This window comes from Candidatus Avelusimicrobium alvi (genome assembly GCF_958451995.1).
Classification (GTDB): domain Bacteria; phylum Elusimicrobiota; class Elusimicrobia; order Elusimicrobiales; family Elusimicrobiaceae; genus Avelusimicrobium; species Avelusimicrobium alvi.
Genome location: NZ_CAUDSG010000001.1, coordinates 84,473 through 107,384, shown reverse-complemented (window position 1 = coordinate 107,384; position 22,912 = coordinate 84,473). Strand labels below are relative to the sequence as shown.

The 22,912-nt window shown below is 56.6% G+C and carries 21 protein-coding genes; 19 read left to right on the top strand and 2 right to left on the bottom strand.

All coding sequences use genetic code 11. From position 1 onward, the window contains the following. The first annotated feature begins 7 nt into the window (after window positions 1-7). The 19 genes from fabG (at window position 8) to ACQY36_RS00445 (ending at window position 19,822) form a co-directional block, all read left to right on the top strand. Entirely contained in the window at window positions 8-751 is a 744-nt protein-coding gene (fabG, locus tag ACQY36_RS00535) for a 3-oxoacyl-ACP reductase FabG (RefSeq protein ID WP_428071833.1), read from the top strand. A gap of 49 nt (window positions 752-800) precedes the next feature. Beyond that, window positions 801-2,024 carry a beta-ketoacyl-[acyl-carrier-protein] synthase family protein gene (locus tag ACQY36_RS00530; RefSeq protein ID WP_428077241.1) on the top strand — a complete coding sequence of 408 codons (1,224 nt, stop codon included), beginning with the start codon at window positions 801-803 and terminating at the stop codon, window positions 2,022-2,024. Next, on the top strand, window positions 2,021-2,284 hold the full coding sequence (locus ACQY36_RS00525) for a phosphopantetheine-binding protein (RefSeq protein ID WP_428056635.1): 264 nt from the start codon (window positions 2,021-2,023) through the stop codon (window positions 2,282-2,284). The genes ACQY36_RS00530 and ACQY36_RS00525 overlap by 4 nt, the downstream gene beginning before the upstream one ends. 3 nt (window positions 2,285-2,287) lie before the next feature. Next, window positions 2,288-3,010, top strand: coding sequence for a lysophospholipid acyltransferase family protein (locus tag ACQY36_RS00520; protein ID WP_428056634.1), 723 nt, complete (start codon window positions 2,288-2,290; stop codon window positions 3,008-3,010). Beyond that, the gene (locus ACQY36_RS00515) at window positions 3,007-3,390 is read left to right on the top strand and encodes a hypothetical protein (RefSeq protein ID WP_428056633.1); all 384 of its coding nucleotides are present in this window, start codon (window positions 3,007-3,009) and stop codon (window positions 3,388-3,390) included. The genes ACQY36_RS00520 and ACQY36_RS00515 overlap by 4 nt, the downstream gene beginning before the upstream one ends. A 2-nt stretch (window positions 3,391-3,392) precedes the next feature. Continuing rightward, entirely contained in the window at window positions 3,393-3,839 is a 447-nt protein-coding gene (locus tag ACQY36_RS00510; RefSeq protein ID WP_428056632.1) for a hypothetical protein, read from the top strand. Continuing rightward, complete coding sequence (locus ACQY36_RS00505; RefSeq protein WP_428077239.1) at window positions 3,836-4,513, top strand: outer membrane lipoprotein carrier protein LolA; 678 nt, start codon at window positions 3,836-3,838, stop codon at window positions 4,511-4,513. The genes ACQY36_RS00510 and ACQY36_RS00505 overlap by 4 nt, the downstream gene beginning before the upstream one ends. Further along, window positions 4,510-6,789: a hypothetical protein gene (locus tag ACQY36_RS00500; protein WP_428077237.1), complete on the top strand. Its 2,280-nt coding sequence runs from the start codon at window positions 4,510-4,512 to the stop codon at window positions 6,787-6,789. Before ACQY36_RS00505 ends, ACQY36_RS00500 begins: the two co-directional genes overlap by 4 nt. Further along, entirely contained in the window at window positions 6,786-7,211 is a 426-nt protein-coding gene (locus ACQY36_RS00495) for a hypothetical protein (RefSeq protein WP_428056629.1), read from the top strand. Before ACQY36_RS00500 ends, ACQY36_RS00495 begins: the two co-directional genes overlap by 4 nt. Further along, window positions 7,190-7,555: a hypothetical protein gene (locus ACQY36_RS00490; protein WP_428056628.1), complete on the top strand. Its 366-nt coding sequence runs from the start codon at window positions 7,190-7,192 to the stop codon at window positions 7,553-7,555. The genes ACQY36_RS00495 and ACQY36_RS00490 overlap by 22 nt, the downstream gene beginning before the upstream one ends. Continuing rightward, entirely contained in the window at window positions 7,552-8,022 is a 471-nt protein-coding gene (locus tag ACQY36_RS00485; RefSeq protein WP_428077235.1) for an acyl-CoA thioesterase, read from the top strand. The genes ACQY36_RS00490 and ACQY36_RS00485 overlap by 4 nt, the downstream gene beginning before the upstream one ends. Beyond that, on the top strand, window positions 8,019-9,167 hold the full coding sequence (locus tag ACQY36_RS00480; protein ID WP_428077233.1) for a glycosyltransferase family 2 protein: 1,149 nt from the start codon (window positions 8,019-8,021) through the stop codon (window positions 9,165-9,167). Before ACQY36_RS00485 ends, ACQY36_RS00480 begins: the two co-directional genes overlap by 4 nt. Then, window positions 9,154-10,074, top strand: coding sequence for a lysophospholipid acyltransferase family protein (locus tag ACQY36_RS00475; RefSeq protein WP_428071358.1), 921 nt, complete (start codon window positions 9,154-9,156; stop codon window positions 10,072-10,074). Before ACQY36_RS00480 ends, ACQY36_RS00475 begins: the two co-directional genes overlap by 14 nt. Continuing rightward, window positions 10,055-10,315, top strand: coding sequence for a phosphopantetheine-binding protein (locus tag ACQY36_RS00470; protein ID WP_428077231.1), 261 nt, complete (start codon window positions 10,055-10,057; stop codon window positions 10,313-10,315). Before ACQY36_RS00475 ends, ACQY36_RS00470 begins: the two co-directional genes overlap by 20 nt. Continuing rightward, complete coding sequence (locus tag ACQY36_RS00465; RefSeq protein WP_428077229.1) at window positions 10,315-11,517, top strand: beta-ketoacyl-[acyl-carrier-protein] synthase family protein; 1,203 nt, start codon at window positions 10,315-10,317, stop codon at window positions 11,515-11,517. The genes ACQY36_RS00470 and ACQY36_RS00465 overlap by 1 nt, the downstream gene beginning before the upstream one ends. Next, window positions 11,510-12,292 (top strand): beta-ketoacyl synthase N-terminal-like domain-containing protein, encoded by a 783-nt coding sequence (locus tag ACQY36_RS00460; RefSeq protein WP_428077227.1) that lies wholly within the window; start codon window positions 11,510-11,512, stop codon window positions 12,290-12,292. The genes ACQY36_RS00465 and ACQY36_RS00460 overlap by 8 nt, the downstream gene beginning before the upstream one ends. Continuing rightward, complete coding sequence (locus tag ACQY36_RS00455) at window positions 12,285-13,421, top strand: AMP-binding protein (protein WP_428077225.1); 1,137 nt, start codon at window positions 12,285-12,287, stop codon at window positions 13,419-13,421. Before ACQY36_RS00460 ends, ACQY36_RS00455 begins: the two co-directional genes overlap by 8 nt. Before the next feature lie 297 nt (window positions 13,422-13,718). Then, a complete protein-coding gene (locus tag ACQY36_RS00450; RefSeq protein ID WP_428077223.1) occupies window positions 13,719-18,257 on the top strand; it encodes a hypothetical protein in 4,539 nt (1,512 codons plus the stop codon). Window positions 18,258-18,463: 206 nt separating this feature from the next. After that, entirely contained in the window at window positions 18,464-19,822 is a 1,359-nt protein-coding gene (locus ACQY36_RS00445) for an MFS transporter (protein ID WP_428077221.1), read from the top strand. Window positions 19,823-20,267: 445 nt separating this feature from the next. On the opposite strand, the gene ACQY36_RS00440 is transcribed toward ACQY36_RS00445, so the two are convergent. Beyond that, a complete protein-coding gene (locus ACQY36_RS00440) occupies window positions 20,268-21,863 on the bottom strand; it encodes a bifunctional metallophosphatase/5'-nucleotidase (protein ID WP_428077219.1) in 1,596 nt (531 codons plus the stop codon). A 38-nt stretch (window positions 21,864-21,901) separates the two neighbouring features. After that, window positions 21,902-22,861 carry a ChaN family lipoprotein gene (locus ACQY36_RS00435; RefSeq protein ID WP_428077217.1) on the bottom strand — a complete coding sequence of 320 codons (960 nt, stop codon included), beginning with the start codon at window positions 22,859-22,861 and terminating at the stop codon, window positions 21,902-21,904. Between the last annotated feature and the right edge of the window lie 51 nt (window positions 22,862-22,912).

Here is a 22,912-nt window from a genome sequence, read left to right as displayed (position 1 = left end):
TTTACAAATGCACACCCCCACTTCTTCTCCCCGAAAAATCGCTTTGGTAACGGGCGGCAGCCGCGGAATCGGCCTGGCCGTGGCCAAACAGCTGGCCCGGGACGGTTTTGACCTCTGGCTTAACTATCATTCCAATCACGGCGCGGCCCGGCAGGCCAAAACCGAAATTGAAGCGCTGGGCGCAAGCTGCACCCTTTTGCCTTTTGACGTGGCGGACGCCGCCGCCGTGCGCGCCGCGCTGAATCCGCTTTTGGAAACGCAAACCCCGTATGCGCTCGTCAACAATGCGGGCGTACGCAAAGACAATCTGCTTATCTGGATGCAGGACGACGAATGGACGAAAGTCATTTCCACCGTGCTGGGCGGATTTCACAATGTTACCAAAACCGTGCTGGCCGCGATGATTCACGCCAAACGGGGGCGCATTGTCAACATTGCTTCCGCCGCCGCGCACGCGCCCGTTCCGGGGCAGACCAACTACTCCGCCGCCAAAGCCGGCATCGTGGGCGCCACGCGCAGTTTGGCGCTGGAAGTGGCCAAACGCAATATTTTGGTAAACGCCGTATCGCCGGGATTTATTGAAACCGAAATGTTGGACGGCCTGCCGATGGATAAAATTCTGCCGCTTATTCCGCTCAGGCGTCTGGGCCGGCCGCAGGAAGTGGCGGATATGGTTTCCTTTTTATGCTCGGACAAAGCTTCCTACATCACCGGGCAGGCGTTTCAGGTAAACGGCGGCGTGTGCATGTAGGCCGTCCGGCGGACCAGCCCCGATAAGTTGTATAATAATACAGATGCCTATGCCAGCTAACAACACGAAAGTCGTCATCACCGGTGCCGGAGCCGTTTCCCCTTACGGGGCGGGCGCCGCCGCGCTGTGGGACGGCATTTTGGCCGGACGCGGCTGTATGCATACGGTGCCGGAGCTGGAAGCGCTGCCGATGGTGAAAACCAAAGTGGCCGCCACGGTGCCGGAAATGGATTTTTCGTATATTCCCCGGCGGGACCGCCGCTCCATGAGCCGCATGGCGCTCTACGCCTACGCCGCCGCCCAAGAAGCCCTCCGGCATGCGGGATACGAGTCCGCCCCGCAGGGCCTGGGCTTTTTTATGGGCTCCACCTTAAACAGCATTTCCGTGTGGATGCAAATTACGTCCCACTGCCACGGCGGGCATTTGGAGCTGGTTAAAACATCCGATTTTTTGCAGATTATGAACCATTCACCGCTGGCTACGGTGTCGCAGGCGTTAAAAATCAACGGGCCCTGTGTGGGCGCGTCGGACGCGTGCGCGACGGGGCTGATGAACGCGGGGCTTGCGTATATGGCCGTTAAAACGGGCTTTGTAAAACAGGCGCTTTGCGGCGGAACGGAAGAATACCACCCGATGTTCAGCGCGTGCTTTGACATTATGCAGGCCACCAGCCACAATTTTAACGACCGCCCCGCCGAAGCCTGCCGCCCGTTTGACAAGGACCGTACGGGGCTGGTAGCGTCGGAAGGGTGCGGACTGCTTTTTGTGGAAAGCGAAGAAAGCGCCAAGGCGCGCGGCGCGGAGATTTTGGCCGAAATCATCGGTTTTGCGTCCAACACCGAAACCGAAAATATGGCGTATCCGTCCGCCGAAACCCTGCGCGAATGCATGCAGGCCGCGCTGGCGGACGCGGGCATTCAACCCGAAGAAGTGGATTTGTTAAATGCGCACGCGACGGGCACCGTAATAGGCGACATCGCCGAAACGCAGGCCGCCGCGGCGGTGTTCGGTCCGGGTGTGAAAATAAACAGTTTAAAAGGCCATTTGGGCCACACGATGGGCGCGAGCGGAAGCCTGGAAACCGTTGCGTGCCTGGAAACGCTCAGGAGGGGCGTGATTCCCCCTACCCAAAATTTACACGCGCCGGACGAACGCTGCGCACGGCTGGAATACGTGCGCCAAACGGAAGAAAGCCCGGTAAAAATTATTTTGAAGAACAGTTTCGCCATCGGCGGAAACAATTGTTCTTTAATTTTAAGGAGACCCCAGTGATTACCAGAGACGAGATTATCAGACTGACCAATGAAGCCCTTAAAAAAGAATTTGAACTGACCGACGCACAGCTGGTTCCTTCCGCCCATTTGCAAAACGACGTGGGACTGGACAGCTTAGACGCGGTGGATATGGTGGTGGTGCTGGAGCAGAAGTTCGGCATGACGCTGCGCCAGGGATACGACATCCGCTCCATCGTTACTTTAAACGATTTGTACGATTTTATTGAAAAACTCGCGCGGGAACACGAAGCCAACTGAATTATGTACGCACTGCGCACCCTTTTTAACACGGCCATAATAGGCTCCTCGGCCATATTATGGCTTTTTCTTTCCGGTCTTGCGGCCGGGCCGTTTTTGTGGCTGTTCCCCGGGGAAAAAGGGCGCAACGTGCGCAAGTTTGTATACTTTCAGTCCCGGGGCATTTTGTTTTTTGTGCGCCTGTGTTCACGCGGGTTTAAAGTAAGCCGCGCCCCCCGCCCGCAGGGGCCGTGCATTGTGGCCGCCAACCACGCTTCCTCGCTGGACTTATACTGCGTGGCCGCGCTGGGGTTTGACAATGTGGTCTACGTTACCAAAGGCTGGGTGTTCCGGCTGCCGTTTTTCCGCTTTGTCATGCACGCCGCCGGTTATTTGGACGCCGAAAAAACGCCGCCCGAAGAAATGCTGGCGCGCTGTAAAGCGGCGCTGGAAAACGGGTGCGACATTATGCTTTTTCCGCAGGGGTCGCGCAAGAATCCGCAGGCGCGGTTTAAAAGCGGGGCGTTTTATCTGGCCGAAATGATGGGTGTTCCCGTAGTGCCGGCGGCTATTGGCGGAACGGGCAAAATGCTGCCCGCGGGCAGTATACGGCTGCGTCCGGCTGAAATTATTTTAAAGTCGTTCCCGGCGGTAATGCCCGGGGAGTTTACGGGGCCGCTTGCGCATTTGGAAATGGCGCGCGCGGTGAAAAACCAAATTATGCAGTTTTTAGAGGAGACTAAATGAAAAAGACATTAGGCATACTTTTAATGGCGGCGTTTTTGGCGGCGGGGTGCCGCTCGCTCGCGCCGGTGTACAACATTGAAAATAAAACCGTCGTGCTGGGCTCCGGCGTTACGATGGAACAGGCCATTCTGGCGGGCGGCGCGGCCAAACGCTGGACGATGAGCGCGGTGCGCCCCGGCCTTATCAAGGGGAATCTGTATACGCGCGGGCACGAAGTAACCGTCAACATCCCTTATACCCAAAACAGTTATTCCATTGAGTACGCTTCCAGCGATAATATGCGCTACAACGCCAAGAAGCATAAAATCCACCCGAAATACAACCAGTGGGTGCGCAACCTGGACCTGGCTATCAGCCGGGAAGCCGCGCGCGTGCATTAAGTATGCCGGCGTTTGACGAAATCCGCACGCTGGTGCCGCACCAGCCGCCGATGCTGTTGGTGGATGAAATTCTGTCCGCGGACCCGGCGGATTCGCGCGTAAAAAGCGTGGTCGGCCCGGAACATTTGTTTTTGCGGCAGGACGGCACGCTCGCGCCCGAAGCGTTTTGCGAAATTATCGCGCAGAGTTTTGCCGCGTGCGAAGCCCAACGCCGCAGGCTGGCCGGCCTGTCCACCGAAGGCGGCGGCTACCTGGCCAATGTGCGCGAATTTGAAGTTTTTTCGTACGCGCGCGCGAATGACGAACTGATAACGCACGTGGTGCAAAAAGACGATTTTATGGGCACGCGCATTGTGTCGGGCGAAGTGCGCCGCGGGAGTGAAACGCTGGCGGCGGGCACGGTGTATATTTTTATGTGGGAAGGCAATACTCCCCCGGAGGCGAAATGAAATTTTTAACGGTTTTGTTGTGCGTATTGTATGCGGGTGCGCTGGGGGCGCAAACGCCTGACGTTCAAAAGCCCGGCGCGGCGGAGGCCCAAATAGAGGTTTCGTCCGGCTCGTCGGACGGCCCGGCGCAGGCCGCTGCGTCAGCGGACGATGCCCGCGCACGGGAAACAGCGGCGCGTTTTGCGGCGGTGGATACGATTCACAGCCGTTTCGTGCAGGAAAAACGCATGGCTCTTTTAACCGAACCGGTGGTGAGCGAAGGCGTGTTTTCATTTCAAAAAAATCCCGCCTGCATCCGCTGGGAATATACTAAACCTTTCCAAAACGGTTTTGTGATTGACGGGGAACATACCTTCCGCCTGGAAAAAGGCGTTAAAAAAGCCGTCAAGGGCGTAATGGCGCGCAACATCGCGGCGCAGATGCTGGTGTGGCTGGCGTTTGATTTGCCCACGCTTTCCAAAACGTACTCCGTAACGTTTTTTGACGGCGGAGCGGTACTGAAACCGCTGTCCGACAAAAACCGTATGCTGGAACAAATAACCGTCTGGTTCGCGCCGGACAATCCGCAGGCTCTGTCCAAAATAGAAATGGCCGAACCCGGCGGGGATTCCACTACATTGTTATTTCTGGATACCGAAACCAACCGGCCTTTGCCGCAGGATGCTTTTAAATGAACGGATGGGATTTTTTCGCCAGGCATAAAAAGGCCGCCGCCGCACTGCTCTTAGCGGGGGCGCTGGGGTGCGGGGCGCTGTTGTCTTGCGTGAAGCTGGACGAAAATATCCACGCCATGATTCCCGCGGCCGTGCGGGAGCGGGTGGAGCTGTTTGAACATTCCCCCTTAAATAAAAAAATTTTTATAGGCGTAACGGCGGACACCGCCCAGGCCGCGCAGGAGGCCGCCGAAGAGCTGCGCGCGGACCTCGTCCGGCGGGGTTTGCTGACGCTTCCCCCCGCCCCGGGGCCGGATTTTGCGCTGACGCTTTACCGCGGCCTGCCGTACCGTTTTTCGGCGAAAGACGCGCAGGCCGCCGCCGAACGCTTAACGCCCGAAGCCGTGCGGGAGCGGATGGCGCAGAATTACGAGAATTTACTTTCCTTTCAAAGTTTCTTTTTAAAAGATTTAATTCTGGCCGACCCGCTGGGCCTGACCGATTTAATGGCCGCCAAAATGGCCGCGTTCGGCGCGGGCACGGCGCTTGAATACCGGGACGGTTTTCTCGCTTCCCCCGACGGAAAAACGCTGATCGGCCCGTACGACTTCCCCGGCGAAACGGCGGACTTTAACGCCGCGCGGCGGTTTGCCGAAGGGTTTTCGCAGGCCGCGGCGGATATTTCTTCTTCCGCCAAAGCGTTTTACCTGGGCTCGCTTCGCTACACGGTGGAAAACGTGGCCGTCATCCAGGCCGATTTGCTTAAAATTACCCTGCTGGCGTTTGTATTGCTGGCCGGGGTGTTTTGGTATTTTTTCCGCCACAAAACCGCGCTGCTCATTTATTTACTGCCGGTGCTGGTGCTGCCCCCCGCCGCGCTGGTAACTTACCGGGTGTTCGGTTCGCTTTCCGGCATTACGCTGGGGTTTGGGAGCGTGGTGGCCGGGCTGTCGGTGGATTATTCGGTATATATCTTTTTTGCGCTTAAACGCACGCGCGCCGGCGCGCGGGAAACCGCCGCACATATGAAAAAGCACCTGCTGTGCAATTTTATGACGTCGGCTTTGTGCTTTGCCGCGCTGCTCTGCTCGTCGGTGGAGCTGTTTAGGCAGATTGCCGTGTTTTCGGTAACGGGGCTGCTATTGTCTTTACTGCTCGCGCTGTATATTTTCCCGCATTATTGGACGGATTTGCCGCCGGAAACGCAGGCTTCCCCCCGCTATACTCTTCCCGTACTGCCGCGCCGGGCGGCCGTACTGGTGTGCGTATTTTTGCTGGCTTTCGGTGCGCTGGGCGTTACGCGCGCGCATTTCAGCGGCGACGTGGAAGATTTAAACTCTACTTCCGCCCAGTTTAAACAGGACAAAGCCGCCTTTGACCGGGTATTTTCCGGCGTATCGCAAAACAGCGCGCTGTTGTTTGTGTTTGGCGCCACGCCGGAAGAAGCCCTGGAGCATAACGAAGCACTTTCTGCCCGTCTCCCTGCGCCGCTGGCCGTAAGCGAAGTGATTGTTTCCAATTCCGCGCGCGCGGAAAATACGGCGCGCTGGCGGGAATTCTGGAGCGCCTCCCGCGCTAATTACGCGCGGCTTCTGATTGAAGAAGAAGCCGGAAAGCTGGGGTTAAAACCCGCCGCGTTTGAACCGTTTTTTAAAGAGGTCCTTGCCGAACCCGCGCCGGATACGTTTGATTTTACCAAGCTTTATAATCCCGCCGCAGAGTTGGCAGACGGGCGTTTTGCCGTCGTGAATATAGTTCCCAACACCGCCGCATACGAAACCGCCGCGCGCGAAGCGGGCGCGGTTTTTCTCTCCGCCAGCGAACTCAAGACGGATTTGATTCACGCCGTTAAAAAAGAAGCGTTAAAAATCGTGCTCCTGGCCCTGCTGTTTAATTTGGCCGCCGTGCGCTGGGCGTTTAAAAGCTGGAAAACGGCCTTTTTGGCGTTTGTGCCCGTGGTGCTGGCGGCGTGTTTTACGTTCGGCTGTTTCTGGGCGTTTAACGTGCGCGTAAATTTATTTATTTTGGTGTTTTTGCCGCTTCTTATGGGCATAGGCATTGATTATGGCATCTTTCAGCTGATGCGGCGCGCTTCGTCCGGCGGAGAATACGCCAACGCCTACCCGGCTTCGGCCCTGGCGGCGGCGGCACTCTCCACGCTGGCGGGCTTTGGCGTGCTGGCGTTTGCCAAACACGGCGTATTGTTTATTATCGGGCTGTCGTCCTTTTTGGGCGTGGGCGGGGCGATGCTGGCTTCGCTTTTTGTGCTTCCGGCCTTTTTACAGGGGGAGAAATGAGAGGACTGATTTTACTTTTCTGCGCGCTGGCCGCCGGGTGCGCTTCGGGCGTAATATACGCGCCCGCGCCGGATACAACGGTAAACCCGAAAGAGGCCGCCCTTATTAACGGCGCGTATTTGCCGTACGGCGTATATTTTACCGCCGTTTCCCAGTACGACAGCCATTCCGCCCGCGTGGTGGTGCTTTCGTATGTGGGCAGCAAAATGCTGGATATGAGCGTTACGCCGGAGGAGGTGCGGGTGTATTACAAAGTGCCCCGGCTGCCTTCCCGCGCCGTGGCGGCGTTCGGGCGTTTTGCGCGTGCGGAACTGTTTACGTTCTGCCCGAATAAAGAAATGAAATACTACGACGCCAAAAGCCGGGGCACGTTTGAGGCCGAGGCCGCGGGAGGGGTTCAATGTCCGCAGAAGCCGCTTTAAAAAATTGTTTTGTGTCCGCGTCGGACGACGCTTTTTTGTACCGTATCGCGCCGGATTTCCCGGCGTTTAGCGGGCATTTTCCGGGCAACCCGCTTTTGCCCGCCGTCTGCCAGATGGGGCTGTGCGCGGACGCGCTTTCGCGCCGCACGGGCAGGCCGCTTGAAATAAAAGCGGTCGGGCGGTCCAAATTTATGCGTCCGATACTGCCGGGCGCGGACGTGCGCGTTATGCTTTCCCCCCGCCCGGACGGGCAGTTTTTGGCAGAACTCGCGGACCCGGCGGACGGACGCAAATTCAGCCAGATTATTTTTTCCGCCCGGGTAATAGAAGAGGATATTTTATGAAGAAGATTGAATACTTTTCCACCCCCGCCGGTGCGCCGGCGCCGCTGGAAAAATCGGTTTTCCGCACGGTGCGGTTTAACGAAATTGACCCGATGGGCATTATGTGGCACGGCCACTACGCCGGATTTATTGAAGACGCGCGCGTGGCGCTGGGCGACAGCCTGGGCATCGGCTACCAGGATTTTTACGACCACGGCGTGATGATTCCCCTCCGGCAGTTTCACGTGGACTATCTCGCCCCCCTGCTCTACGCCAAAACATATGAAATTAAGGCCCGGCTGTTTTACTGCGAATCGGCGCGCCTGAATTATGACTTTACGATTTTAGACGAGAATCAAAAGGTAATGGCGCGCGGCTGCAGCGTGCAGTTGATGGTGGACAAAGACCACAACCTTTTATTTGAATGGCCCGAATTTACCCGGGATTTCTTTAACGCGTGGAAAGAAGGTTCCGTTAAACAAAAATGAAAATTCTCATCGTCATCCCGCACTATAACCATTCCGCTTCGCTCAGGCGCGTGGCGGAAGGGTGTTTGGCGCAAAATCCAAACGTGGCGGTGTTTGACGACGGAAGCGATGGTTCGCCGGAAGAACTCTTAAAAGGCCTGCCGGTTTCTTTCGTGCGTTTTGACGAAAACCGCGGCAAAGGCGCTGTAATTTTGGCCGCGGCCCGCTGGGCGGCTTCCCGCGGGTTTACGCATATCGTTACCGTGGATGCGGACGGCCAGCACGACCCGAAGGATTATCCCCTTTTGTGCGCCGCCGCGCGGGAAAACCCCAAAGCAATCATCATCGGCAGGCGGCGTTTTTCGGCGGCGGAAAACGTGCCGGCCTCGTCTAAATTCGGGCGCAAATTCGGCGGGTTTTGGGTGCATTTGCAGACGGGGAAGGCCGTGTCCGACATTCAAAGCGGCTACCGCGTGTACCCGGTGGAAATGCTGTTGTGCCTGTCGTTTTTTTCCAAACGCTACGCTTTTGAGGCCGAGGTCCCCGTGCGCGCGTTGTGGGCTGGCTTTGGGCTAAAAGAAGTGGACGTTTCCGTAGAGTACCCAAAGGACCGCATCTCCCACTTCAGCCTGCTGAAAGACAACTTCCGCCTGAGCGTGCTGAACACCTATTTGACCATCCGCTCCATGCTTCCCATTCCCCACCGGCAGTATGGCCCCAGCGGAAAGACGGGCAAAATCAGCAAGCGCGGGTATTGGGAAGTGATGGCGGAAAATTTAAAAATGCCCGGCAATGTTACGCGCAACGCCGTTTCCGCCGCGTGGGGCATTTTTTGCGGGAGCATCGCGCTGCCCGGCGTCCGGCAGGTAATGTTGTTTTTCGGCGCGGGCTGGTGGAATTTAAACAAGATTTTAAGCATATCTTTTGAAAAACTCTGCATCGGGCCGATTGTGCCCGCTCTTTGCATAGAAGCCGGGTATTTTATGCGTTACGGGCGTTTTTTGACGGAGTTTAACTTAACCACGCTCGGCCGCCAGTTTTTACAGCGCGTGTGGGAATGGGTGTTGGGGTCTCTGGTCGTGGCGCCTTTGCTGGCGGCGGCTGCGTTTATAATCGTGTGGCTGGCGGGATTTATGCTGCACAGGAGCTTGCGTGGACGCGTATAAAGAACACACCGGGCGCAGTTTGGCGTCTAAGGTAAAACACCGTTTTATGTACGCCCTTATTTTTACGGGCGGGCGGAGCCTGGCGTATTTGTTTCTGTATATTGTGGCGCTTTTTTATTCGCTTTCCCCCGCCGTGTCGGCCAAGTCGCGCGCGTATATTGCCCGGCGGTTTAAACCCAAAAGCAAATGGGCTTTTTTTAAACATACGTACCTGCTTAATTTAACCTTTGGCCGTACGCTGGTGGACCGGGCCGCCCTGGGGATTTTGGGCCGCACGGGCGTTTCTTCCACCGAAGAAGAACGGGAGCTGTGCCGCAAGCTGCTGGCCGAAGGAAAGGGGCTGATTTTGCTCTCCGCGCACGCGGGCTGCTGGCAGCTGGCCGTTAATTTACTGGATTTCCTGCCCGTTAAAAAGAACGTGCTGTATTACCGCAACCCCAAAGACAACGATAAAACCGTGGCCGAGCACGCGGGCCGCGCCGCGCCGTTTGCCTATATTAATCCGGCGGGGCCGCTGGGCGGCGTGGTGGAAATGATGACCGCCCTGCAAAGAGGCGAAGTGCTCTGCGCGATGGCGGACAGGGTGTTTGGGGACGAAAAAAATGCGGTAAGCGTTTCGTTTTTGGGCGGGCGCATCCGCGTGCCGTACAGTTTTTACCGCCTGGCCGCCGCCACGGGCGCGCCCGCGGCGGTGATGTTTTTCCCCTGGGAGGGAAAGGGCCGCTTTTCCACCCGCACGTGCGGCGTAATCCGCGTGCCGGAGCTGGGCGCGGCGCGCGAAAATTATGTTCCGTTTGCCCAACAATTCGTGGACGCGCTGGAAGAATTTGTAATACAATATCCATATCAGTTTTTTAATTATTTTGACCTCTGGGAGAACGCTCCGTATGCAACAGACCATAGATGAAATTAAACAGATGATTTCCGCCAACATTGATTTGGGCGGGGCCGACTTGTCCAAATTCGGCGCTTCCGACGCCATTTTCGGCGAGCAGGGCCTGGGGCTGGACAGCCTGGACGCGGTGGAACTCATTATGCTCCTTCAGAAAAAGTACGGCATTACCATTGAAAATATGCAGGAAGGCCGCGCTGTTTTTAAAGACCTCGGCACCTTGGCCGAATACGTGGAAAAAAACCGGAAAAAATAATGACCGCACGCGGCGTTCAAATCGCCGGGACGGGGTGCCTGTGCGCCTGCGGTCTGACGGCGGAAGATTGTTTTGAAGGCGCGCTTTCGGGGCGCGCCCGTTTTGCTTTGCCCGCCGGGCGGGTAGAGAGCGCTTACGCCGCTGCCTACCCCGTTTTTATGCTCCCCGAAGAAGTGTTACAAAAGTGTCCGCCCCGTCAAAGCGTCAGTTTGTTTTTCTTTTTAGAATCCGCCCGCGAAGCGTTTTTGCAGGCGGGTGTTTCGCCGCAGGAGCTTGCTTCCAAACGCGTGGGCGTGATTGTGGGTACGTCGGTGGATGCGTCGTTTCATTGTTTTAACGTGTACAAGAACTGGCGCGCGGGGCATACAGCGGACGGGGATGCGGAGCGGCTTGCGCATTATTTTTCTTCTTCCACGGCCCAGGCCGTCAGCCGCCGCTTCGGTTTTACCGGACCGTTTCAGACGGTGGTTACCGCCTGCGCCAGCGGCACCGATGCCATCGGCCTGGCCAAAAGCTGGATTGACTCCGGCCTGTGCGACGCCGTACTCTGCGGCGGCACCGATGAAATCAATTTAATTCCCTATGACGGTTTCATCCGCCTGCTGATTGCTTCCAAAGAGCGCTGCCGTCCGTTTTCCAAAGACCGCGCCGGCATTAATATAGGCGAGGGTGCGGCCGCTTTATTGTTGGTGAGCGATGCGCTGGCGCGCGAGTTTTCCCTCACGCCCAAAGGCTACGTGCTGGGATACGGCAACGCGTGCGACGCGTTCCACCCCACCGCGCCGGACCCGGAGGCCAAGGGCCTTAAAAAAGCGATTTCTTTTGCTCTCTCCGAGGCGGGGTTGTCCGCCGGGGATTTGGCGTTTGTCAACGCGCACGGCACGGCCAGCCAGGCCAACGACGCGGCCGAAGCCGCCGCGTTTAACGCTCTTTTGTCCGGCGTACCCGTATGGGGTTCCAAAGGCGTAACGGGGCACACGCTGGGCGCGGCGGGCGCGGTGGAAGCGGTGCTCTGTCTGCAGGCTTTAAACCGCCGTATCATTCCCCCCACTTTCGGGTTTACCCGGGCGGACGAAACGCTGGGGTTTGCCCCCGTAACGCAGGCGAGTGAAATTACGAAGCGGGCCGCCCTGTCGGACTCGCTGGCCTTCGGCGGCTGTAATGCGGCCGTGGTGCTGGGCGCGGAGGATTATTATGGCTGAGTTTTATATTAACGGTTTTTCCGCCCTTACCGGGGACGCGCGCCCCGAAGATTTTCTTCCCTTTGCCGAAGCGCGCCGCCTGCGCCGTATGGAAGGCATCGCCAAAAACGCACTGCTTTGCTCGTTCCGCGCGATGTCGGCGGCGGGGCTGGACGTGAACGCGCCTAAAAACACCGGGCTCAGCGTGGCCGTGGGCGCGGGCTCGCTGGAGAGCACCTGTAAGTTTATGGATACGATTATTGACGACGGGGACGAACTTTCCTCCCCCACCGCGTTCGCCGGGTCGGTGCATAATTCCACGGGGCTGACGCTTTCTGCTTTTTTGCACTTGTCGGGCCCGTGCGTAACGACGGGACAGTTTGATTTTTCATTTGCGGGCGCCCTGCTGACCGCCCGGCAGTTTCTGGCGCGCGGCATGTGCGCGGACGCGCTCGTGGCGGTAACGGAAGACGTAAATCCCGCGGCGGCCGCTCTTGCGCCCCGGCATCCCGCCCTGTTTGCCCCCGTTCTGCGTGCGCCCGCCGGGCCGTTTGCCCGCGCGGCGGCGGCTTTTGTGGTGTCTTTCCGCCCGACGGATAAAACGCTTTTTGCCGTCAGCCGTTTTTCTTTTTCGCGCACGGAAGAAGCCCCGTCCTGCGCCGCGCCCGTTTCCGTTTCCACCGCCGCACACGGCGCGCTGGAAATCTGCCGGCTGTTGTCCGCCGGGCAACCTTTTGCCTTCCGGGACGTTTTTGCCGGAGCCGAATTGCTTGTGGAGGCTGAACCTTATGCTTAACAGAAATGACGTAAAACGTATGATTTCCGACGTGCTTCGCACCGAACTGGCGCGCCGCCAGGCCGACGCGCTGGCCGTTTTTGAAACGGATAACGCCGACGACCTGCTCTCCCGCCTGCCGCACGATATTTTGGAGTCCGCTTCCCAAAAAGCCGCCGTATTGTTTGGCTACGAGCCCCGGGTGTTTTCTTCTTTGGAGCTAATGACCGATTATGCGTACGCTTCTTTTATAAAGACCCGCCGGATTACCTTTTTAACTTCGGGCAGCACCGGCGAACCCAAAAAGTGCGCGCACACCGTGGAAATGATGGAAGAAGAAGCCTTCGGCGCGGCTCCGTTGTTTAAAGACGTAAAGCGCATCGTGTCGCTGGTGCCGTCCAGCCATCTGTACGGCTTTTCGTTTACCGTCACCCTGCCGCACGCTTTAAACGTGCCCGTCGCGGCGATTCCCGCGCTTCCCACCCAGCCGTGGGAAAAAATCCTCCGGGAAGGGGATTTGGTGGCCGGGTTTCCGCTGTTTTGGAATTATTGGCTGCGCGCGCAGAATAAATTTCCCGCCGGGGTGCAGGCGCTCTCGTCCACCGCTCCGTGCAAAGACGAGACCATCCGCGGCCTGTACGGCGCCGGACTGGCCCGGTTTACCGAAATTTACGGCGCAAGCGAAACCGGCGCCATCGCGTACCGCCACCAGGCGGGCGAACCGTTTAAAGTGTTTTCGTTCTGGGATATATCCGCGCCGGAAGGCCAGCCCCGGATTAAACGCCTGTCCCAGCCGGACTGGCTGCTGCTGCCCGACCATGTGGACCTGCAAAACGAACGCTGTTTAATCCCCCTGCGCCGCAGCGACGCATGCGTGCAGGTGGCGGGCATTAACGTATTCCCCAAGCATGTGGAACAGGTGCTGGCGGCTCATCCCGCCGTCAAGGCGTGCCGGGTGCGTTTGATGCGGCCCGAAGAAGGCTGCCGGCTGAAAGCTTTTATTGTGCTCAGCGACGGCTATACACCCGAGCACCTGGGCATTATCCGCACCTATCTGGCCCAGAAGCTGACGGTGCACGAACTGCCGCGCGCGTTTACGTTCGGGGCGGAGCTGCCGGTGTCCGTTTTGGGCAAAGACGCGGACTGGTAGGCCCTTTTCCCCGTCGTTTTTTAGCCTTTCCCCGCCTAAAACGCGGGGATTTTTATGTGTTTTTTCTACGGAGAAATGCTTTTACCCGACGGGAAAACGCCCCCGGTGCAAAAAAACAGGTTTTATGTTACAATAAAAGAGGAAGCGGCTTTCCCCGTCGTTTCAAAACCGAATTTAGGGTCAAAAGGTCCCAGCAAAAAAATGGGCCTTTTGGCCCTTGTTGCTGAATGGTTTTTGTGTTAGCATTAGGTTATAGGCAGTATAAAAACCCGTATTCTAAGTGGAGACAACTTAATTATGAACAAACTGATAGCGGCAGTGCTGAGCATTTCGCTAATCTTCGGAAGCGTAACCCCTTCCCTGGCTCAATCCCCCATCAAGAAGGGAGGACAGGCCTTAAAGGCCGTGCAGGCCACCGGAAAAGAGCTGGTCGCGGGCAGCGGCAGCGCGCTTTCCAACACCGTTAAGCAGGCTGCCGGAGCGTCCGTCGCTCAGGGCTTTAGATATGAACCCGGCCTCGCGGTTCCGCAGACTTCATATGTCCGCCGCGTAAACGTGTCCAACGTTTCCGGCCTTGCCGCCACCGGCGTGCAGTCTTCGTCCGAATTGAGCGTGAACATTGATAAAGCGCTTACCTCACAGCTTCCGGCCACGGCTTCTAAATCCCCTAAAGAGATTAACGCGTTGCTGGCTAAGCCTGATTTTGCGGAAAAGGAGGCCAAAGAAGTATATGACCAGATTTTTAATGTAACCTCCCGCCATGCCTCTGTCAAGGAGTTTTTGTTTTTTGACGCGTTCCCCTCTGTAACGGTGCAGCACGGGTTTGCCGTAGGTGCGGATCGTGTAACGCAGGCGCTTGAATTCTACCGCCGCACGCTGTTTTCCAATTTACAGGCCGCCCCGGTGCTGCCGGCTTCCGCTTCGCTGGACGAGATTGTCTCCCTCTCCAACAACTCTGCGGAATTTGCCGATGTAGACAGATGGGCCAAGTCCATGGCTGCCGTAACCAACCTGGGTTTTTACGGTGCCGCCAAAGACGCCTCCCTTTTAATTGATGTTTACGCCAAAACGCCCGCCGCTTTAAAACCGGTAACGGAAGTGGTAGTCGGCCGCGCCCTGCTTAATCTGCAGGCGTACGAAGCGTTGGAACAGCTGGCCCGCCTGTCCGCCGTAAACGGCGAGCTGGTTACTCCTTTCTGGAGCGGCGTGAAAACCTATGCGCAGGAACAGGGTTTAAACATCGCCCTGCCCCAGCTTTCCGCCTCCGCCGCCGCGGTAAAGCCTTCCAAAGAATTGGAACGCCTGCTGGGCAGCTGGAACCGCTTGAACGTCCGCCATGTGGACGCTTCCGCTAAAGCGACCGCCGACTGGGCGGCGTTAAACGGCGCCAAAGGCAAAGTAATCGCCCGCCCGACGGAACAGGCTCCCGTGCGCGAAACGCCCGTCCCCGAGGCTCCCGTTACGCCGAATGTGGAAGTGAATTTGGCGGACTTGCATTTGGCCGACAATCTGGCCGTAGGTGCGGCCCCGGTGCCGGCTTCCGGCACGGAAGTGTCCGCCGAAACGGCTGCTGCCGAAACCGCCTCCGCTCCGGCCGCGTCCCAAACCTGGCTTTCCAAAGGTTTTAACCGCATTAAATCCGCTTTCTCTTCTTCCCCCGTTCCTGCCGCTTCTCCGGTAAGCATTCCGGTTCGCGCCGGCGGTACGATTAGCGACGCCGCTTTAACCCGCGCGATGGGTCTTTCCAACGGCGGTACGCTTTCCATGGGCGGCTTGGGTGATTTGACCGAAAAAATCAACAACGGCAAAATCATTAAACGCGTTCATAAAACCCTGGAATCGGCCCGCAACAAAGCCGATACCGAGTTTATCGCGTTGGCTCAACAGGCCCAAAAAGAAGGCCGCAATTTAACGAGCGAAGACTACAACAACCTGCTGAGCGAAAAATTCTCCGCCGCCATTGCCGCCGATCCGACCCTGGCTCCTTACGCCCAGGATATCGCCCGCACGGTTGCGGACCCCGCCGCGATGGCTCCGGCTCCGGCCAAACGCGAGCTGTCTTATTCCTTAAAGATTCACGACGCGGAAGGCAAAGTCCTGCCCGTAACCTTTGAAATCAATATGCGCCTGCTGGACAATACCGCCGTCAAACAGTTTGAACAGCTGGGCGTGAGCAATTCCGAAGTTTTCACGCTGATGCGCGCCACCAAAGACGGTAAACCCACCGGTCCGTTTGAGCTTATGCTGACCACCCCCGGCGGCAGCAAGAGACCGATTTACGAACCGTTTATTGAAGGCGGCAAAGCCGGTGTGGAAGCGTTATACTATCGCTTGCTGGGCGACTATCAGGCCGGTAAACTGGCGAGCAATAAAGTAGATTTGAACCTCTATTCGGACGTGTTTGCCGAAAGAGCGACGATGTTCGCGGGTCTTACCGAAGGTCTGGGCGGCTTGCCGCAGGCTACCGTAGCCCCGCAGGCCACCGCTTTGGGCATTACGGACCCGAAAGCTTTGCAGGCGGGCGTTTCCCACTCCCAGCTGGGTAACGTGGCGAGCGTCGTCTTCTCCGGTTTGCAGAAAGAATTTGGCATCAAAAATACGCTGGCATTGGGGTTAGGCATAGCCAGCTTGGGGCTGGGCATTTGCGGTTTCGGTTTATCGCTGCCCTCCCTTGCCGCTAAAATCAGCATGCTGGGCATTGGTTCTTTTGTTCTGGGCGTAGGCGCCAACGGCGGCGTAAAATCCACCAACAGTATTTTTGCCAAAGAAATGTCTAACGACAATATCTCCGGCACCGCCAGAATGGGCTTTGTAAACGCCCGCGCCTCCGTCGGTACGATGACGGGCTACTTGTTCTTCCCCGTATCCGTGCTGTTTGCCCTGTCGGGCGTGGAAGCTTTCCAGTGGCTGTATTACGGCGCTACTGCGGTTCCCGCCTATGCGTTGTTCAACCTGGCTCTTTCCAAAGTAAGGAACGTCGGTGCGGAACACGGCGTGGCCAAAACGTGGCTGGAAAAAGCCAAAGTGGTGGCCAAGAGCGGTTTGGGTATTTTCAAAAATATCGCCAATAACGTTAAATTTGCGCTGACCGGCGGCTATCAGGAACGCCTGTCCGCCATCCGCGAAAAACGCATTGTCAAAGAACGCACGAAAGAATTTGAAAGAATGATGAACGGCCAGGAAGTGGTGGCTCCGTCCGCCGCGTCGTCCAACTCGCTGTGGGCCAAAGCCAAAGACTTTATGACCGTTAAAGTGCCCGCCGCCACGAGCCAGTATATGCTTCGTATGATGGCCTTGGTGGGCTTGTACCACTTTGCCGGTATGATGTATAACTCCGGCCCGGGCGCCATTATCGGCAACTTTATTAAATCTCCGGAAGGCGCCAGCATTGTGAACTGGGCGCAGAATATGCCTCTGCCGATGACGGCTCTCTTGGCCGGCGGCGCGGGTTACGCGCTGACCAAACTCGGTCAGAAAGCGTTTAATATGCTGAGCAAGAAATTCACCCGCGGCCCGGTGGACGGTCTGGCCGTTGAACAGCCGACCACGCTGTTGGAAAAGACCGGCGCGTTCACCAAAAAACATCTGCCCTGGCTGGTGGGCGGCGCCACGGGCGTGGCTACGGCCGCCGTACCGCAGGTATACGAGGTGGCTCACTCCATCTTCAGCCGCTTTGACCCGACTTCCGTCGCGCAGATTGCCACCTTCTTCACCGCTTATGTAGGCGTGTGGGCCGGCCGCCAGTATCTGTCGGGCTTTGTAAAATCCGGCAAGCTGACTCCGCAGGGCATCATCGGCGCCTCCGGCGTGCTGAGCACTGTGGCCGTGAGCTTGGCCTTCCTGCCCTTCCTGCCGCTCGGCGTGAAAGCCGCTCTGTGGGGCGTGGCGGGCTTGGGCTTTGCCAACCTGGCCGGTTTTGAAAACTCGCTGGCGATGGAAAAATATCCGAACCAGAAACCCGCCGTCAATATGGCCTACACCTTGGCCAGACTTTCGGGTGCGCTGACGGTGTTGTACGGCTCGCTGGCCAATACGTTTAAGGCCGCCGGTGTGGCGGATCCGGATATCAACGCCTTGGTGCTGCCTGCGGGTGCGCTGGCTTTGGCTACCCTTATCAACGGCAAATACTTTACGCGCAACTTCTTCCAGGACGTCAGACGCTGGAGAGGCTTGCCCCCGACGTTAAACTATAAACTGCTGCGCACGGCCGCCGATGATTTCTACAAGAAATACTTGGAATCCGGCCACTCCGTGGAAAATATGCCGCAGGACGCGCATCGCATCGCCGCCAAGCTGTTTGAAGAAACCAGACACGAACTGACCACCGTGGAACGCTTGATGACCCCGCTGAATGAAAAACTGCGCATCAACGAACTGCGCCTGAAAGTAATCGGCGAATTGAAACGCCTGTTAAACGGTGCGGAGCAGAATACGGTGCCGCTGGGTATGGAAGAGCTGACCTATAAAGCGCTGAAAACCCGCGAAATCCAGCCGCTCCTGACCAACCTGACCGCCAGAAAGCTGTCCGCGGCGGAAGAGGCGAAGGTTATCCGCTCGGTGGCGTCGGTTATCTACAACCGCTATTTCATCAAAGCGGCCGACTTGCAGGCGATGGAACGGGGCGTAATGGACCGCAACGAAGGGTTGGATATGTTCCGCTTGGAAGTGCTGCGCAATATGTACAAAATGGAACTGACCAAAATCGCTACGGACCGTGTAGCCCGTTACAAAGGCAACCGCCCGTCTTACGATCGCTCTATGGACGAACTGCGCGGCATGGCCGACAAAGTGCTGGGCCCGAACCACGGCTGGAAAGCCCCGCGCTTCAATCCGTAAATTTTACTGGAACTGACCCTAAAAGTGGCTTGTGCCGTATGGCAAGCCACTTTTAGTTGGCGCTCCCGCGTTTTGAGGAAAGAAAAAGGGTGTTCCCCGACGGGAAAAATCGTAAAATTCTTCCGAAAAATGCACAGTAAATGTGTTATAATAATGAAGTAAGGCTGTTCGTATCACTAATCCACAACAAACAATAGGAGACTTGAATGCTACGGAAGTTTATAGATTGGTTTAAACCGCTGCCGGACGCCGCGGAAAAAATTACCGATCCGCAAGAAATTACTAAGCAATATAAGCGTTGGAGATTGCGCTTATTTATCAGTGCCTATATCGGTTATGCGATGTATTACGTAACCCGCCAGAATTTGAACCCCATCGCCCACGTGTTCAAAGAGGAAACCGGCATTACCAACGATCAGTTCGGTTTGATGGTATCCATTTCCCTCATTGCGTATGGCATTGGCAAGTTCGTAAGCGGTATGTTGGCTGACAAAAGCAACATCCGCGTTTTTTTGGCTTTTGGTTTGATGGCTTCCTCCGTCATTAACCTGTTCTTTGGTTATCTGACTTCTTTCTTCCTGCTCGTGCTTTTCTGGACCTTGAACCAATCCTTCCAATCTATGGGTTTTCCTCCGATTGCCCGTATTTTTGCTTATTGGTTTTCTCCTAAAGAAAGAGCCAGCAAGTGGACCTTATGGGCTTCCGCGCATACGGTGGGTATTTCCATTGCGGCTATCATCGCGGCGGCTGTGCTTAAACTGATGGACATTACCCCCCTGGTGCATTGGCAGTATGTATTTGTGCTGTCCGGTATTTTGGGTTTGCTTACGTCCTTCTACATTTTGCGCAGCGTAACCGATACCCCCGCCAGCGTGGGTCTGCCCCCGGTGGAAGAATACACCGGCTGCCAGCAGCTGGTTACCAAGCAGGCCAGCGAAGGCGAAAGCTACTGGGTGCTCTTGCGCAAATATGTGCTTACGAACAAATATATCTGGATTTTGTCCGTTGCGTTTTTGTGCGTATACTTCGTGCGCTACGTAACGCTCTCGTGGGCGGCCATCTTCTTGGATACCCGCGAACTCTCCAAAGCCAGCATTCCGCTTATTTTCACGCTTAACCCCCTGGTGGGCGCGCTGGGCGGTATTACGGCCGGTATTTTGACGGATAAAGTCTTCCACGGCCGCTGCACGCCTTCCAACGTAATTTATTTCGTGCTGTTGGCTATTTCCGCCTACTGCTTCTACCTGTTTGCGGGTCCGAACCATCTGTTCCTGACGGGCTTCTTCATCGCCGCCCTCGGGTTCTTTGTGGACGGCCCCCAGAACCTGATCAACGTGCAGATTTCGCTCCTGACCACGAAAGAATCCGTGGCCGCGGCCTGCGGTTTCTGCGGTTTGTTCGGTTATATTGGCGGCTTCCTGGCCGGCAGCGGCGCGTCTTACATCCTGACGCACTGGGGCTGGGCGGGCGTGTTCAATTCCTGCATCGGCGCCTGCGTGGTGGGCGTACTGCTGGTAATGACCGCCTGGAAGAAAGAAAACCAGGATATTTGCAAAACGAAATAACGTTTCACAAGCCTTTACAAAACCCCGCACCTTTTTGGCCGCGGGGTTTTTTATGAATACCTTAACAGAACGCCCCGGACGTGAGCCCGGGGCGTTTTTGTATGCTATTTGCGGGATAATGGGCGCAGGATAAAGAGCAGGCAATTTGGGTGAAAATGAACCTTCCGTGCGGCGCGTGGCGCAAGAAACCGCGCCCTCATATACGCGTTTTACAAAGTTAACCGCGCGCTGACGGCCTGCGGGCTGCTGCAAGCGCAAGCTGGATGTCCTTGTCCCAAGACACGGAAAAAGGCGTAAAACCGGGAATTTTGGCGTTTTTGGGGGACGCAATCATAAAGTATATACTGAGAAATAAGCCCGCTTTTGTGCGCCGGTTTGGCGCATTTGGTTCCGGGCATAAAAAACGCCGGACGATATGCCCGGCGTTCAGAATAAAAAGCTTTGTTTAAGGCCGCTGTACAATCCGCAGGTCTTTCGGGGCGGTTAATTGTTTGGAAGCCGCATCCCGGCCCGGCAGCTGTTCCACGATATCAAACAGCAGTTCTCCGCTGGTCTTTTTGTAGATTTTCTTCTGCGGGTATTTATAGCCTTTAAAAGGGGCGCCTTCAAAATATCCGTCCGGAATATGCGCAATAGCCGCCGCGCGGTATATTTTCCGGCCGGACATCTTTTTCCCGTTCAGCAGGATTTTGGTAATTTTGACCGGGCGTTTTTTATGGTTCGGGCGGCATTTGTATTCAATATAGACATTGTCCGAATACGCAAACAGGGAAAAATTCTTTCCGTCCGCATTGCATTTTAAGCTGGCCTCGGCGGCCTGTTTGAATTTTTTACCCGGAATGTTGAAGGTGGAAACATATTCCGTATACGGCAGGAGCTCCGCCAGGTCTCGCCCCGTGAGGGTGCCGGCGTTTAAATCCCTGCGTACGCCGGGAAGCTGGAACATGGCAAAATCAACTTTTTCCTGCGGTTCCAGCCATTTTTTCATATAGTCGGCCAGCCGTTTGGCCAGGTCGGGCGCGGCGTCGGCTCCCTGCGGATATTTGGGCAGAAGCGCGGGCACGGCGGCAAAAGCGCGCTTGAGGGATTGGTCTTCTATTTGGTCCAGCCGGGCGCGTACGGCTTTGTTTTCCCCCCATTTGGCGGGGTCCAGCGTAATGTATTCCGAACTGACTGCCCGGAGCTCGCCGGTTTCATCGTCAAAATCCAGCACCACGCGGCTGGTTCCTTCCAGCATGGAGCCGCTTTCTACAAACAGCGGGCCTCCCTCGCCCATTTTGCGTTCGGCGTGGCGCAGGTGGGCGTGGCCGCCTAAAAAGACGTTTATGGTTTCTTTGGCGGAAGGCGCTTCGGCCAGCACGTCCAGCAGCTGGGAAGGCTTGCGCGCGTCGGCGATGGAATCATGCGCCAGAAGGATGACGGCCTGCGGCTTTTGGGCGCGGATTTCTTTTAACAGTTTTTCCCACGCGGCGGCGTCCAGCTTTTTAAGTTCCATGCCGCTCATGCCCGGGCCGTCCATGGAAAAACCGATAACCGCTATTTTTTTACCGTTCCAGTCAAAAATTTTATAAGGCGCTGTCCGCTTGCCCGGCACATTCAGCCCCTCTACGTTGACGGAAAGAATTTCGCCGTTAAAACCGCCCAGCATTTTGCCCAGGGTATCGGCTCCAAAGTCGCTGTCGTGGTTGCCGATAGTCAGTGCGGCGTATCCTTTGCCGGAAACATTTTTGGGCGTTTGTCCGGCGGCGTTCATCAGCTCAATGGAGTAGCGTCCGTCCGAGGCGTTGGCTTCTTTATTGCCGCTGGAAAAGTCGCCGGAGTCCAGCAGGGCAAACGGTTCGCTTTCCTGCCGCAGGACGTTTTCCAATACGGCAAAACCGCCTGTTGGCGCGCCGGAAACGCCCGGGCGGGAGAAGTAATAGCCGTGAATATCGCTGGTGTGGTAGAGCACCAGTTTTTCGGCGCACAGCGGCTGGCAGAGCGTCAGCGCGGCGGCCAGAAAAAAAGTGACGGATACAAACCTGCGTACGGATACAAACATGACGGCCTCCTTGAAAGGAACGGATTTTTATCAAATTTTTATTTGCTTCGGTTAAATTCCAGCTGTATTTTACAGAGCGGATGATCTGGGTCTTCGGTGCAGTGCTTCCAGTTAAAGGATTTTTCGCCCATCATTTTTTCGGCTTGTTCGCGCGTTTTCCCCGAGAGCGGTTTGGCGGCGGGCAGATAAATAATAAAATCCGCATTTACCGTTTTTACGTAGGCGGGCGGCACCGCAATTAATACGGGGCTTTCAGCCAAACCGCCTTCTTCCAGCAGCGTCCGCCAATGCCTTTCCCCGGCGTTGGCAAATTCCGCCGTTTTGGTTTTTAAGCCGTGTTCCGCCAGCACCGCCGGCATAGTGGGGTAACTGTCCGCCGCCAGCTGCGTATGCCAGGCCCCGGCGTAGAGAATAAAACGGCTGGTTAAATCTTGTCGGGCGATTTGCGCGATGATTTCCCCCCACCGCCGGTTGCGCTCCCGCATGCCCTGCGGCGTGATGGCCCGGGCCGGATTTTCAAGCGCTTTTGAAGAGTCCAGCCCCAGCGGGCGCAGGCCGTAGCGCACGGCCACCGCCGCGGCGGAAGAATAACCGGGCAGGGCCAGCTGTTTTTCCAGCTGTTCCAGCGTGATTTGTTTGCTTGAAAAAGCGTCCAGCGCGGGCTGTTCTTCGGATAAGAAAAATTCACTGGCCAGATGCGTGCATCCGCCGTTATGCGCCGCGAGGCTTTTTAAAATAACGTTTACTTCGCGTTTAGCCGCCGGATCGCCGTGCTGTTCGCCCAGGAGGAGTACGTCCGTATCTTTATCCAGCAAACGGGTATAGTCAAAATCGGCCGTAACGGGGCGCGCGTTTTGAAGAAGCGCCTGCCTGAGCGCCGCGTCCGTTTTTAAGCGTGCGGCAAGCGCTTCGCGCGGCCCGTCAAAGGGGTGCGCGCCAAGCGCGGAAACCGCCAAAACGGCGGCGGCTGAAAACAGAAACCGCGGAAGGTGCTTCATGCTTATACTATAGGCGTTCTGGGGGCGTGCGTCAAGAGTATAAATAAAAAC

What these genes read in the sequence shown, in the direction of transcription:
- fabG (WP_428071833.1), top strand. Translation starts at nt 8, where the DNA reads ATGCACACCCCCACTTCTTCTCCCCGAAAAATCGCTTTGGTAACGGGC.
- ACQY36_RS00530 (WP_428077241.1), top strand. Translation starts at nt 801, where the DNA reads ATGCCAGCTAACAACACGAAAGTCGTCATCACCGGTGCCGGAGCCGTT.
- ACQY36_RS00520 (WP_428056634.1), top strand. Translation starts at nt 2,288, where the DNA reads ATGTACGCACTGCGCACCCTTTTTAACACGGCCATAATAGGCTCCTCG.
- ACQY36_RS00515 (WP_428056633.1), top strand. Translation starts at nt 3,007, where the DNA reads ATGAAAAAGACATTAGGCATACTTTTAATGGCGGCGTTTTTGGCGGCG.
- ACQY36_RS00510 (WP_428056632.1), top strand. Translation starts at nt 3,393, where the DNA reads ATGCCGGCGTTTGACGAAATCCGCACGCTGGTGCCGCACCAGCCGCCG.
- ACQY36_RS00505 (WP_428077239.1), top strand. Translation starts at nt 3,836, where the DNA reads ATGAAATTTTTAACGGTTTTGTTGTGCGTATTGTATGCGGGTGCGCTG.
- ACQY36_RS00500 (WP_428077237.1), top strand. Translation starts at nt 4,510, where the DNA reads ATGAACGGATGGGATTTTTTCGCCAGGCATAAAAAGGCCGCCGCCGCA.
- ACQY36_RS00495 (WP_428056629.1), top strand. Translation starts at nt 6,786, where the DNA reads ATGAGAGGACTGATTTTACTTTTCTGCGCGCTGGCCGCCGGGTGCGCT.
- ACQY36_RS00490 (WP_428056628.1), top strand. Translation starts at nt 7,190, where the DNA reads ATGTCCGCAGAAGCCGCTTTAAAAAATTGTTTTGTGTCCGCGTCGGAC.
- ACQY36_RS00485 (WP_428077235.1), top strand. Translation starts at nt 7,552, where the DNA reads ATGAAGAAGATTGAATACTTTTCCACCCCCGCCGGTGCGCCGGCGCCG.
- ACQY36_RS00480 (WP_428077233.1), top strand. Translation starts at nt 8,019, where the DNA reads ATGAAAATTCTCATCGTCATCCCGCACTATAACCATTCCGCTTCGCTC.
- ACQY36_RS00470 (WP_428077231.1), top strand. Translation starts at nt 10,055, where the DNA reads ATGCAACAGACCATAGATGAAATTAAACAGATGATTTCCGCCAACATT.
- ACQY36_RS00465 (WP_428077229.1), top strand. Translation starts at nt 10,315, where the DNA reads ATGACCGCACGCGGCGTTCAAATCGCCGGGACGGGGTGCCTGTGCGCC.
- ACQY36_RS00460 (WP_428077227.1), top strand. Translation starts at nt 11,510, where the DNA reads ATGGCTGAGTTTTATATTAACGGTTTTTCCGCCCTTACCGGGGACGCG.
- ACQY36_RS00455 (WP_428077225.1), top strand. Translation starts at nt 12,285, where the DNA reads ATGCTTAACAGAAATGACGTAAAACGTATGATTTCCGACGTGCTTCGC.
- ACQY36_RS00450 (WP_428077223.1), top strand. Translation starts at nt 13,719, where the DNA reads ATGAACAAACTGATAGCGGCAGTGCTGAGCATTTCGCTAATCTTCGGA.
- ACQY36_RS00445 (WP_428077221.1), top strand. Translation starts at nt 18,464, where the DNA reads ATGCTACGGAAGTTTATAGATTGGTTTAAACCGCTGCCGGACGCCGCG.
- ACQY36_RS00440 (WP_428077219.1), bottom strand. Translation starts at nt 21,863, where the DNA reads ATGTTTGTATCCGTACGCAGGTTTGTATCCGTCACTTTTTTTCTGGCC.
- ACQY36_RS00435 (WP_428077217.1), bottom strand. Translation starts at nt 22,861, where the DNA reads ATGAAGCACCTTCCGCGGTTTCTGTTTTCAGCCGCCGCCGTTTTGGCG.